This is a genomic window from Sulfurivermis fontis (assembly GCF_004001245.1).
Taxonomy (GTDB): Bacteria; Pseudomonadota; Gammaproteobacteria; order Thiohalomonadales; family Thiohalomonadaceae; genus Sulfurivermis; species Sulfurivermis fontis.
Map to the genome: position 1 here is coordinate 1,136,132 of NZ_AP018724.1, position 12,721 is coordinate 1,148,852.

Annotated in this window: 11 protein-coding genes and 1 tRNA gene; all 12 read left to right on the forward strand. The window is 63.7% G+C overall.

Features of this window, described 5'->3' with window-relative positions:
• Positions 1–13: 13 nt before the first annotated feature.
• Positions 14–2,377 carry an NADH-quinone oxidoreductase subunit NuoG gene (gene nuoG, locus EP379_RS05940; protein WP_127476811.1) on the forward strand — a complete coding sequence of 788 codons (2,364 nt, stop codon included), beginning with the start codon at positions 14–16 and terminating at the stop codon, positions 2,375–2,377.
• Between the two features lie 52 nt (positions 2,378–2,429).
• Positions 2,430–3,470, forward strand: a complete 1,041-nt coding sequence (nuoH, locus tag EP379_RS05945; protein ID WP_127478841.1) for an NADH-quinone oxidoreductase subunit NuoH — start codon at positions 2,430–2,432, stop codon at positions 3,468–3,470.
• Positions 3,471–3,480: 10 nt separating this feature from the next.
• On the forward strand, positions 3,481–3,969 hold the full coding sequence (gene nuoI / locus EP379_RS05950) for an NADH-quinone oxidoreductase subunit NuoI (protein WP_127476814.1): 489 nt from the start codon (positions 3,481–3,483) through the stop codon (positions 3,967–3,969).
• A 17-nt stretch (positions 3,970–3,986) separates the two neighbouring features.
• Entirely contained in the window at positions 3,987–4,592 is a 606-nt protein-coding gene (locus tag EP379_RS05955; protein ID WP_127476817.1) for an NADH-quinone oxidoreductase subunit J, read from the forward strand.
• Positions 4,593–4,608: 16 nt separating this feature from the next.
• A complete protein-coding gene (gene nuoK / locus EP379_RS05960) occupies positions 4,609–4,914 on the forward strand; it encodes an NADH-quinone oxidoreductase subunit NuoK (RefSeq protein WP_127476820.1) in 306 nt (101 codons plus the stop codon).
• Between the two features lie 16 nt (positions 4,915–4,930).
• The gene (gene nuoL, locus EP379_RS05965) at positions 4,931–6,952 is read left to right on the forward strand and encodes an NADH-quinone oxidoreductase subunit L (protein WP_127478842.1); all 2,022 of its coding nucleotides are present in this window, start codon (positions 4,931–4,933) and stop codon (positions 6,950–6,952) included.
• A gap of 18 nt (positions 6,953–6,970) precedes the next feature.
• A complete protein-coding gene (locus EP379_RS05970; RefSeq protein WP_127476823.1) occupies positions 6,971–8,485 on the forward strand; it encodes an NADH-quinone oxidoreductase subunit M in 1,515 nt (504 codons plus the stop codon).
• Positions 8,486–8,510: 25 nt separating this feature from the next.
• Entirely contained in the window at positions 8,511–9,950 is a 1,440-nt protein-coding gene (gene nuoN, locus EP379_RS05975) for an NADH-quinone oxidoreductase subunit NuoN (protein ID WP_127476825.1), read from the forward strand.
• A gap of 103 nt (positions 9,951–10,053) precedes the next feature.
• Positions 10,054–10,362 carry a DUF2818 family protein gene (locus tag EP379_RS05980; protein WP_127476827.1) on the forward strand — a complete coding sequence of 103 codons (309 nt, stop codon included), beginning with the start codon at positions 10,054–10,056 and terminating at the stop codon, positions 10,360–10,362.
• A gap of 70 nt (positions 10,363–10,432) precedes the next feature.
• A tRNA-Met gene (locus EP379_RS05985) sits at positions 10,433–10,509 on the forward strand.
• 193 nt (positions 10,510–10,702) lie between these two features.
• Positions 10,703–11,158 (forward strand): ribosome maturation factor RimP, encoded by a 456-nt coding sequence (gene rimP, locus EP379_RS05990; RefSeq protein WP_127476830.1) that lies wholly within the window; start codon positions 10,703–10,705, stop codon positions 11,156–11,158.
• Between the two features lie 51 nt (positions 11,159–11,209).
• Positions 11,210–12,712, forward strand: coding sequence for a transcription termination factor NusA (nusA, locus tag EP379_RS05995; RefSeq protein ID WP_127476832.1), 1,503 nt, complete (start codon positions 11,210–11,212; stop codon positions 12,710–12,712).
• Positions 12,713–12,721 lie beyond the last annotated feature (9 nt).

A 12,721-nucleotide genomic window follows, 5' to 3' on the forward strand; every position in this document is an offset into this window, starting at 1 on the left:
GAGCGGAAGCCCTATGGTAACGATTGAGATCAACGGCAAGCCGGTACAGGCCCGCCCCGGCGCGATGCTCATCGAGGCCGCCGACGAGGCCGGCATCGTCATTCCGCGTTTCTGCTACCACAAGAAGCTGTCGGTGGCGGCCAGTTGCCGCATGTGTCTGGTGGAGGTGGAGAAGGTGGCCAAGCCGCTGCCCGCCTGCGCCACGCCGGTCACCGAAGGCATGAAGGTATGGACCCGCTCGCCCAAGGCCATCGCCGCACAGCGCAACGTGATGGAGTTCCTGCTCATCAACCATCCCCTCGATTGTCCCATCTGCGATCAGGGCGGCGAGTGCGATTTGCAGGAAATGGCCATGGGCTACGGCCAGGACGTGTCGCACTACAGCGAAGGCAAGCGCGTGGTGGCCTCGCCCGACATCGGCCCGCTGGTCGCCACCGACATGACGCGCTGCATCCACTGCACCCGTTGCGTGCGTTTCGGCGAGGAGATCGCCGGCGTCATGGAGCTGGGCGCGCCGGGCCGCGGTGAGCACATGCACATCGGCACCTATGTGGAGAAGTCGCTGTCCTCCGAAGTGGCTGGCAACGTCATCGATCTGTGCCCGGTGGGCGCGCTCACCTCCAAGCCGTACCGCTACAGCGCGCGGCCGTGGGAATTGACCAGCCACAACTCGGTGTCGCCGCACGATTGTGTCGGTGCCAACCTGCGTGTCGATGTGCGCGGCCGTCAGGTGATGCGCGTACGCCCGCGCGAGAACGAAGAGGTCAACGAGGTGTGGCTGGCCGATCGCGATCGTTTCAGCTATCTGGCTCTGAATCATGCCGATCGCCTTGCCGCGCCGCAGGTGAAGCAGGAAGGCGCCTGGCGGACGGTGGACTGGAATACCGCCCTCACCGCGGCGGCCCGTGGCCTGCGCAGCGTGGTGGAGCAGCACGGCGCGCAGCAGATCGGCGCGTTGGCCGGTTACGGTGCCACCACCGAAGAGTTCTACCTGTTGCAGAAGCTGCTGCGCGGCCTTGGCAGCGACAACATCGATCACCGTCTGCGTCAGATCGATTTTTCCGGCCAGAACGCCATGCCCGCCTTCCCCTGGCTGGGGCAGGCGCTGGCCGACCTGGACAATCTGGATGCCGCGCTGCTGGTCGGCTCCAACGTGCGCAAGGAACAGCCCCTCGTCGCGCTGCGCCTGCGCAAGGCGGCCCGTGCCGGTGCGCGCCTGCTGGCGGTCAATCCGGTGGATTACGACTGCAACTTCCCGCTGGCCGGGCGCCGTATTGTCGCGCCGGCGCAGATGGCGCAGGAACTCACTGCCATCGCCCAGGCGCTGATCGAGCTCGGCGCCGAGGCGCCGGCCGGTTTTGCCGCGCTGGCGGCCGGTGTCGGCGTGACGGATGAACACCGCGCCATGGCGCGCCAGCTGAAAGAGGCCGCGCAGTCCACGGTGCTGGTGGGCAACGCGGTGGTCCATCACACCCAGCAGGGCGCGCTGCAACAGCTGGCCGCGTTGGTGGCGCGCCTGTCCGGTTCCCGTTTCGGTTTCCTCAGCGAGGGCGGCAACAGCGCCGGCGCCTGGCTTGCCGGTGCCGTGCCGCATCGCCGCGCCGGTGGTGCAGCGGGTGCTTCCGGCCTGGATGTACGCCGCATGCTGGCGGCCAAGCTGAAGGCCTATGTGGTGCTCCATGCCGAGCCGGAGCTGGACTGCATCGACGGCGCCGCCGCACGTGCCGCCCTGCAACAGGCCGATTGCGTGGTGGCGTTGACGCCGTACGTGACCGAGGCCATGCGCGATTATGCCGATGTGCTCCTGCCGGTGACGTTGTTCCCGGAAACCTCCGGTACCCTGGTCAATGCCGAGGGCCGTTGGCAGAGTTTCAACGGTTGCGTGGCCGCGCCGGGCGAGACCCGCCCGGGCTGGAAGGTGCTGCGCGTGCTGGGCAACCTGTGCAACCTGGAGGGCTTCGACTACGAGGCGTCCGACGAAGTGCGGCGCGAACTGGAAGCGGCGTGCAGTGCGGTGCTGCCGAGCAGCAAGCTGGAGTGGCGGGCGCCGACGCCGGCTGCCGCGGGTAACGGCCTCGCGCGCATTGCCGATTTTCCCATCTATGCGGTGGATGGCATGGTGCGGCGCAGTGCCGCCTTGCAGCAGACCCCGGATGCCACCGGCGGTGTGGCACGCCTCAATGCGGCCACCGCGGCCCAGCACGGCGTGGCCGGCGCGGCCAAGGTGCAGGTGGTGCAGGGCGGTGGCAGCTGTGTGTTGCCGCTGGTGCTGGATGATCGGGTGCCCAACGGCTGCGTATACGTGCCTGCGGGACTGGCGGCAACCGCTGCGCTGGGCGCGGTGGATGCGGCAGTGGAACTGAAGACGGCCGAGTGAGCGCCGAGGCGAGCGGAATAAACGCATGATCGAAATGTTGCAGACGTTGATAATGTGGGAGGCGTGGCCGGCCGGTTTGCAGACGCTGGTCGTCATCATGCTGAAGATCGTGGCGATCCTGGCGCCGCTGATGGTGGCGGTGGCCTACTACACCTACTTCGAGCGCAAGGTCATCGGCTACATGCACGTGCGCATCGGTCCCAACCGCGTCGGTCCGCGCGGCTGGCTGCAGCCCATCGCCGACGCAGTGAAGCTGATGTTCAAGGAAATCGTCATCCCCAGCGGCGCGGACAAGAAGGTGTTCCTGCTGGCGCCGATCCTGGCCATGGCACCGGCCCTGGCCATGTGGGCGGTGATCCCGTTCAACGACACAATGGTGCTGGCCGACATCAACGCCAGCCTGCTGTACGTGCTGGCCATCGGTTCCATGGGTGTTTACGGCATCATCCTGGCCGGCTGGGCCTCCAACTCCAAATACGCCTTCCTCGGCGCGATGCGCTCGGCGGCGCAGATGGTGTCCTACGAAATCGCCATGGGCTTTGCACTGGTGGTGGTGCTGATGGCCGCCGGCAGCCTCAATCTGGGCGACATCGTGCGTGCCCAGCAGGGCGACTACGGCCTGTTCAGCTGGTACTGGCTGCCGCTGCTGCCGATGATGGTGGTGTATTTCATCTCCGGCGTGGCGGAAACCAACCGTGCGCCGTTCGACCTGGCGGAAGGCGAGTCGGAGATCGTGGCCGGCTTCCATGTCGATTATTCCGGCACCACCTTCGCGGTATTTTTCCTGGCCGAATACGCCAACATGATCATCGTCGGCATGCTGTCGGCGCTGCTGTTCATGGGCGGCTGGCTGTCGCCGTTCCAGGGCTGGACCGATTCCTGGCTGGGCCAGCCCAGCCTGTTCTGGCTGCTGGCCAAGGCCTCCATCTTCCTGTTCCTGTTCCTGTGGTTCCGCGCCACCTTCCCGCGCTATCGCTACGACCAGCTGATGCGCCTGGGCTGGAAGGTGTTCATTCCGCTCACCATCGTCTGGCTGGTGCTCGTCGGCGCGGCCATCATGGCCGGGCTGGAGCCCTGGTTCGGTAAGGCGTGAGGAGACGGCCATGAAAGCATTGACACGTTTCTTCAAGAGCCTGTTCCTGCTCGAACTCCTGCAGGGCATGCGCCTCACCGGGCGCTACATGTTCGAGCGCAAGATCACCGTGCAATATCCGGAGGAGAAGGCACCGCTGTCGCCGCGTTTCCGCGGCCTGCATGCCCAGCGCCGCTACCCCAACGGCGAGGAGCGCTGCATCGCCTGCAAGCTGTGCGAGGTGGTCTGTCCGGCATTGGCCATCACCATCGAGTCGGCGCCGCGCGAGGATGGCAGCCGCCGTACCACGCGCTATGACATCGACCTGACCAAGTGCATCTTCTGCGGCTTCTGCGAGGAGGCCTGCCCGGTGGACGCCATCGTCGAGACCAATATCTACGAATATCACGGCGAGCAGCGTGGCGACCTCCTGATGACCAAGGAAAAGCTGCTGGCGGTGGGCGACAGGTACGAGCAGCAGATCGCGGCGGATCGGGCGGCCGACGCCCCGTATCGCTAACGCATGGGAATCGTGGCATGACCTTCGAGCAGATTCTGTTTTACGTTTTTTCCGCCATCCTGGTGTTCTCCGCCGGCATGGTCATTACGGTGCGCAATCCGGTGCATGCGATCCTGTTCCTGGTGCTGTCGTTCTTCACCAGTGCGGCGCTGTGGCTGCTGCTGGAGGCGGAATTCCTCGCCATCACCCTGGTGCTGGTCTACGTCGGCGCGGTGATGGTGCTGTTCCTGTTCGTGGTGATGATGCTGGACCTGAACACCGCCCCCCTGCGCGAGGGCTTTGCGCGCTACCTGCCGGTCGGCCTGCTGGTCGCCGTGCTGGTGGTGGCGGTGATGGCCATGGCCGTGGGGCAGCGCCACTTCGGCCTGGAGCAGGTGGCGGTGCCGGTGCCGCATGGTGCCGACTACTCCAATACCCGCGAACTGGGACTGCTGCTGTATACCACCTACGTCTATCCGTTCGAGATCGCCGCGGTGATCCTGCTGGTGGCCATCGTCGCCGCCATCGCCCTGACCCTGCGCCGGCGTGGCGGCACCAAGACGCAGAATATCGCCGAACAGGTGGCGGTGCGGCGCGACGACCGCGTGCGTCTGGTACAGATGGACGCGGAACAGCGCAAGTAAGCGAGGCCCGAGAAGAATGATCCCACTTTCCAATTATCTGACTCTGGGCGCCATCCTGTTCTGCATCAGCATGGCCGGCGTGTTCATCAACCGCAAGAACCTGATCATCCTGCTTATGTGCGTGGAGCTGATGCTGCTGGCAGTGAACATGAATTTCATCGCCTTTTCCCATTATCTGGGCGATGCCGCCGGGCAGGTGTTCGTGTTCTTCATCCTCACGGTGGCCGCGGCCGAGGCCGCCATCGGCCTGGCCATACTGGTGGTGTTGTTCCGCAACCGGCGCAGCATCAATGTCGCCGATCTGGATAGCCTGAAGGGGTAGGCCCGTGCTCGACAACCTGCACAACGTAAACATCGCCATCGTCGCGGCGCCGCTCATCGGCGCGGTCGTCGCCGGGCTGTTCGGCGGCACCATCGGCCGTGTCGGCGCGCATACCGTCACCATCATCGGCGTGGCCATCGCCTTCCTGCTGTCGCTGGTGATGTTCAACCATGTGGTGATCCAGGATGCCGGTATCGTCAGCCACAGCGTCTACACCTGGCTGGTGTCCGACGGCGTCACCTTCGAGGTGGGCTTCCTGGTGGACAAGCTGTCGGTGATGATGATGGTGGTGGTGACCTTCGTTTCCCTGATGGTGCACGTCTACACCATCGGCTACATGGCCCACGACGAGGAGAACTGGCCGGAGGGCAGCGGTGCCGGCAGGAACTCCTACCAGCGCTTCTTCAGCTACATCTCGCTGTTCACTTTCTCCATGCTGATGCTGGTGATGGCCAACAACTTCATGCAGCTGTTCTTCGGCTGGGAGGCGGTGGGCCTGGTGTCTTACCTGCTGATCGGTTTCTGGCTCAAGCGCCCCAGCGCGGTGTACGCCAACCTCAAGGCCTTCCTGGTCAACCGCGTCGGCGACTTCGGCTTCCTGCTCGGCATCGCCGCCGTGCTGATGTACTTCAACACCCTGGACTATGCTGCGGTGTTCAATGCCGCCGCGCTGCAGAAGGATCTGACGGTTGCGCTGTGGCCGGGTGCCGAGTGGAACGTGATGACGGTGATCTGCATCCTGCTGTTCATCGGTGCCATGGGCAAGTCGGCGCAGGTGCCGTTGCACGTGTGGCTGCCGGACTCCATGGAAGGCCCGACGCCGATCTCCGCCCTGATCCACGCCGCCACCATGGTCACCGCCGGCATCTTCATGGTGGCGCGCATGTCGCCGCTGTTCGAGCTGTCGGAGACGGCGCTGTCCTTCGTCCTGATCATCGGCGCCATCACCGCGCTGTTCATGGGCTTCCTCGGTATCATCCAAAACGACATCAAGCGCGTGGTGGCCTATTCCACCCTGTCGCAGCTCGGCTACATGACCGTGGCGCTGGGCGCCTCGGCCTATGCCGCCGGCGTGTTCCACCTGATGACCCACGCCTTCTTCAAGGCGCTGCTGTTCCTGGCCGCCGGCTCGGTGATCATCGCCATGCACCACGAGCAGGACATGCGCCGCATGGGCGGCCTGCGCAAGTATATGCCGATCACCTGGATCACTTCGCTCATCGGCTCTCTCGCCCTGATCGGCACTCCCGGTTTTGCCGGCTTCTTCTCCAAGGACCTGATCATCGAGGCGGTGCATGCCTCGCAGCTGCCCGGTGCCGGTTTCGCCTACTTCTGCGTGCTGGCCGGCGTGTTTGTCACCGCCTTCTATTCCTTCCGTATGTACTTCCTGGTGTTCCACGGCAAGGAGCGGTTCCGCGACGCGCACCATGGCCACGATGCCCACGGTCACCATGGTGTGCATGAGCCGCATGAAACGCCCTGGGTGGTGACCCTGCCGCTCATCGCCCTAGCGGTGCCCTCGGTGCTGGCGGGCGGGATGTACATCAGCGAGATGGGCTTCGGCAATTTCTTCGGTGCCGCCATCCAGGTGTTGCCGCAGCATGACGTGTTGGCGGAACTGGGCCGGGATTATCACGGTGCGCTGGGCATGGTGCTGCACGGTTTCCTTGCCGCGCCGTTCTGGCTGGCGCTGGCCGGTGTGGTCACCGCCTGGCTGCTGTACATGAAGTTCACTCACGTGCCGGCGCTGATCCAGGCGCGGCTGCAGTTCCTGTATACCTTGCTGGACCAGAAATACTATGCCGATCGCTTCAACGACTGGTTCTTCGCCGGCGGCAGCCGCGGCATCGGCCGTCTGCTGTGGCAGTGGGGCGACGTGCGCCTCATCGACGGCCTGCTGGTCAACGGCAGCGCGCGTACAGTGGGTTGGCTGGCGGCGGTGGTGCGCCACGTGCAGTCCGGCTACCTGTTCCACTATGCCTTCGCCATGATCCTGGGGCTGCTGCTGATGTTCGCCCTGTTCGTCGTCGCCGGATAACAAGAAAGGTACGGCTGCATGTTCGCTGATTTGCCACTGCTCAGTCTGGTCATCTGGACCCCCATCGTCGGCGGCCTGCTGGTGCTCGCCGCGGGGAGCCGCAATGCCCTCGAGGCCAAGGTCTTGGCGCTGCTGGTGGCGCTGGCCACCTTCCTGCTGTCGTTGCCGCTGTATTCCGGCTTCGATACCACCACCGCGGCGATGCAGTTCACCGAGTTCCGCCCGTGGATTGCCACCTGGTCGATCAATTACCACCTCGGCGTCGACGGCATCTCCATGCCGCTGATCCTGCTCACCACCTTCACCACGGTGCTGGTGGTGATTGCCGGCTGGGAGGTGATCCAGAACAAGCCGGCGCAGTACATGGCGTCCTTCCTGATCATGGCCGGCCTGATGAACGGTGTGTTCGCCGCGCTGGATGCGATGCTGTTCTATGTATTCTGGGAGGCGATGCTGATCCCGATGTTCATCGTCATCGGTGTGTGGGGCGGCCCGCGGCGCATCTATGCCACCCTCAAGTTCTTCCTCTACACCTTCCTCGGCTCGGTGTTCATGCTGGTGGCGCTGATCTGGATGTACCTGCAGTCGGGCAGCTTCGCCATTCTTGACCTGCACACCATGCCGCTCGGCCTGCAGGCGCAGGTGCTGATCTTCCTGGCCTTCCTGCTGGCCTTTGCGGTGAAGGTGCCGATGTGGCCGGTGCATACCTGGTTGCCGGACGCCCATGTCGAGGCGCCCACCGGCGGTTCGGTGGTGCTGGCGGCCATCATGCTGAAGCTGGGCGCCTACGGCTTCCTGCGCTTCTCCCTGCCCATCACCCCGGATGCCAGCCAGCAGCTGGACTGGCTGATGATCGCGCTGTCCCTCATCGCCGTGGTGTACATCGGTTTTGTGGCGTTGGTGCAGCGGGACATGAAGAAGCTGATCGCCTATTCGTCCATTTCGCACATGGGCTTCGTCACCCTCGGTATGTTCATCGCCTGGCGCATTGCCGCCAATACCGGCAGCATGCAGGGCGCCGGCATGGGCATCGAAGGCGCCATGGTGCAGATGATCTCCCATGGCTTCATTTCCGGCGCCATGTTCCTCTGCGTCGGCGTGTTGTACGACCGCCTGCACAGCCGCGAGATCGCCGACTACGGAGGCGTGGCACACACCATGCCGCGCTTCGCCGGCTTCATGGTGCTGTTCGCCATGGCCAATGCCGGTCTGCCCGGCACCTCCGGCTTCGTCGGCGAGTTCATGGTGATCCTGGCCAGCTTCAAGGCCAATTTCTGGTTCGCCTTCTTCGCCGCCACCACCCTGATCCTCGGTGCCGCCTACACCCTGTGGATGGTGCGGCGCGTGGTGTACGGCGAGGTCGGCAGCGACAAGGTGGCCGCCCTCCAGGACATCAACGGCCGTGAATTCCTGATCCTCGGCGTGCTGGCGCTGATGGTGCTGCTGTTCGGCCTGTGGCCGGCGCCGTTGCTGGACGTGATGCGTCCGACGGTGGAGCATCTGGTGCAGCACATGGCCGTATCCAAGCTGTAACAAGCCGTAAGCGGAGAGACGCTTGATGAGTTTCGCGATGCCCGATTTCATGCCCGCCCTGCCCGAGATGTTCCTGCTCGGCATGACCTGCTTCATCCTGTTGCTGGACCTGTTCCTCAGCGAGCGCAACCGCGTGGTCACCTACCTGCTGGCGCAGTCCACCCTGCTCGGTGCGCTGCTGCTCACCGTCAGTCTGTACGAAGAGGGCAGGGCACTGACCTTTTCCGACACCTTCGTCAGCGATCCCATGGGCTCGGTGCTGAAGGCCTTCATCTATCTGGCCACCTTCTTCGTGTTCCTCTATGCCAAGGACTACCTGCGTGCGCGCAATATGTTCAAGGGTGAGTTCTATATCCTCGGCCTGCTCGGCGTGCTGGGCATGAACGTGCTGGTATCGGCCCACAGCCTGCTCACCATCTACCTGGGCCTGGAGCTGTTGTCGCTGTCGATGTACGCGATGGTCGCCCTGCAGCGTGATTCCCTGCAGGCCTCCGAGGCGGCGATGAAGTATTTCGTGCTGGGCGCCATGGCCTCGGCCATGCTGCTGTACGGCATGTCCATGCTCTACGGCATCACCGGCAGCCTGGATCTCGGCCAGATCAACGGCGGCACCGCCGCGCTGCAGGACAACGGCATGCTGTTGTCCTTCGCCTTGGTGTTCATCGTCATCGGCGTGGCCTTCAAGCTGGGTGCGGTGCCGTTCCACATGTGGCTGCCCGATGTCTATCATGGCGCGCCCACGGCGGTGACCCTGTATCTGAGCTCGGCCCCCAAGCTGGCGGCCTTCGCCATGCTGATGCGTCTGCTGGTGGATGGGTTGGCCGGTCTGCAGGAGCAGTGGGAAGGCATGCTGATCCTGCTCACCGTGCTGTCGCTGGCCGCCGGCAACCTGATCGCCATCGCGCAGACCAATCTGAAGCGCATGCTGGCCTATTCGGCCATTTCCCACGTCGGCTTCCTGCTGCTCGGTGTGCTGTCCGGCACCCAGGCCGGTTATGCCGCCGCCATGTTCTACGCCATCGTCTACGTGCTCATGGGGCTGGGCGGTTTCGGCATGATCGTGCTGATGAGCCGCGCCGGTTTCGAGGCCGATCGCATCGAGGACTTCAAGGGGCTCAACGAGCGCAGTCCGTGGTTTGCCCTGATGATGCTGATCCTGATGTTCTCCATGGCCGGTGTGCCGCCGTTCCTCGGTTTCTGGTCCAAGCTGGCGGTGATCCAGGCGGCGGTCGGCGCAGACCTGGTATGGCTGGCCGCAGTGGCGGTGGTGTTTTCGGTGATCGGTGCCTTCTACTATCTGCGCGTGGTCAAGGTGATGTACTTCGACCAGGCCGAGGCCGGCACCCCCGGCGTGCATGCCGGTCTGGACCTGCGCGTGGTCCTGAGTGCCAACAGCCTGGCGGTACTCGGTCTGGGGCTGTTCCCCGGCGGCCTGCTGGCCTTGTGCGTGGCGGCGCTCGCGTAGGCGCGCCGCTTGCTTTCGAGTTTCGTACCGCCTCGTGCCTTGACCGGGCTTGGTCGATGACCGAAACTGCCGGTCCGTAACTCGCAACTCGAAACCGTAATTTATGTTTCCCGCCCTGTTCCTGATCGTCATCGCCGTCGTGGCCGCCAACCTGCCCTGGTTGAGCGAGCGCATTTTGCTGGTACGCCGTCCCGGTGCCGCCGGCAAGCGGGCTTGGTGGCGCTGGCTGGAGTGGCTGCTGCTGTATTGCCTCGTCGGTGGTCTGGCCCTGGGTCTGGAAAACAAACTCAATGGCGAGATCTATCCCCAGGGCTGGGAGTTCTATGCCATCACTCTTTGCCTGTTCCTGGTGTTTGCCCTGCCCGGATTTCTTTATCGCTACGAATTCAGGCACTTGCTGGACCGGCGCTGATTTTTTCCCGTTTCCCGGCGGCTTCCCTTGCTATGGTGGGGCATGATATGTAAAATGCGCCTCCATCGAATGCGGGGTGGAGCAGTCCGGTAGCTCGTCGGGCTCATAACCCGAAGGTCGTAGGTTCAAATCCTGCCCCCGCTACCACTCGATTTGATGCAAAGGCCCCGTTATCGGGGCTTTTTGTTATGGCCACTGCGTCGCCATACCGGGGTCGGCGCAGGGGGCATATCCCGGGTATAACCTGGCGTTTTTCATGGAAAAACGCTAGAATGCCGGGCCATAGTTGAAGCACTGGAGTGGGCCTTGGGCCCATTTTTTATTTTCGGGGTTGGTCCAGGTGACACAGGCAGCCAAGCAGTTGCAGCAGTTGCTGGAACCGGGGGTTACGGCCCTCGGTTACGAGTTGCTGGGCATCGAGCACCTGGCGCAGGGGCGCCATTCGGTGCTGCGCCTGTATATCGACAGCCCGGACGGCATCACCGTGGAGGATTGCGAGCGGGTGAGTCATCAGGTCAGCGGCGTGCTGGAGGTGGAAGACCCCATCAAGGGGCAGTACACCCTCGAGGTATCGTCGCCGGGACTGGATCGGCCGCTGTTCAAGCCGGAGCACTATGCGCGCTTCATCGGCGCAGTGGTTTCGCTGCGTCTGGCGCGGCCAATGGGTGTGCGGCGCAAATTCAAGGGACGTCTGCTGGCGCTGCGTGACGAGGCGGTGGTGATCGAACAGGACGGTGTCGAGGTGGTAGTGCCGCTGGAAGACATCGACAAGGCACATCTGGTGCCGCAGTGGTAGGCATCGGCACAGTTTGAAGTTACGAAGATACGGGCTCTACAGAGGCTGGATATGAACAAAGAAATCCTGATGGTTGTCGACGCGGTGTCGAACGAAAAGGGTGTGGCCAAGGAAATCATTTTCGAGGCCCTGGAGGCCGCCCTGGCCACCGCCACCAAAAAGCGCTACGGCAGCGAGGTCGACGTGCGCGTGTGCATCGACCGCCAGACCGGTGACTATGAAACCTTCCGCCGCTGGCTGGTGGTGGATGACAGTGAGGGCCAGCCGCTCGAGCATCCGACCCGGGAGTACACACTGAGCGCGGCACGCGAGGAAGACGCCAACATCCAGCCCGGTGATTACATCGAGGAACAGGTGGAGTCGGTATCTTTCGGCCGCATTGCCGCCCAGACCGCCAAGCAGGTTATCGTGCAGAAGGTACGCGAGGCGGAACGTGCCCAGGTAGTCGACCAGTATCGGGGCCGGGTCGGCGAGCTGCTCAACGGCGTGGTCAAGCGTCTGGAGCGCGGCAGCGTGATCCTCGATATGGGCAACAACATCGAGGCGCTGATCCCACGTGAGCACCTGATCCCGCGTGAAGCCATTCGTCCCGGCGATCGTGTGCGCGGTTATCTCTACGATGTGCACTCCGAGCCGCGCGGTCCGCAGCTGTTCGTCAGCCGCACCATGCCGGAGTTCCTGGTCGAGCTGTTCAAGCTGGAGGTGCCGGAGGTGGGTGAGGGACTCATCGAAATCAAGGCCGCCGCCCGCGATCCGGGTTCCCGCGCCAAGATCGCCGTCAAATCCAACGACCAGCGCATCGATCCGGTCGGCGCCTGCGTCGGCATGCGCGGTTCGCGCGTGCAGACGGTGACCAATGAGCTGAACGGTGAGCGCATCGACATCATTTTGTGGAATGACAACCCGGCACAGTTCGTCATCAATGCCATGTCGCCGGCGGAAGTGGTTTCCATCGTCATGGACGAGGAAAGCCACACCATGGATATTGCGGTGGAGGAATCGCAGCTGGCCCAGGCCATCGGCCGTAACGGCCAGAATGTGCGCCTGGCCACCGAGCTGACCGGCTGGAACCTCAATGTGATGAGCGAGAGTCAGGCCGAGGAAAAGAGCGAGGAAGAGGCGCAGGCCCTGGTCAAGCTGTTCATGGACCAGCTCGACGTGGATGAAGAGGTGGCCGCCATTCTGGTGCAGGAGGGTTTTTCCAGTATCGAGGAAGTGGCCTACGTCCCGGTGCAGGAAATGCTGGAAATCGAGGAGTTCGACGAGGCCATCGTCGAGGAGCTGCGTGCCCGCGCCAAGGACATTCTGGTGACGCGCGAGATCAGCAGCGAGGAACACGGCGGCAAGGAACCCGCCGCGGACCTGCTGGCTATGGACGGCATGGACCAGCAACTGGCCTTTGCATTGGCCGACATCGGTGTACAGACCATGGAAGACCTGGCCGAGCAGGCGGTGGACGACCTCATGCAGATCGAAGGCATGGATGAGGCACGCGCCGCTCAACTGATTATGACCGCACGCAAGCCCTGGTTCGAGGACGACTCCCAGGGTTGAGGCAGGAGT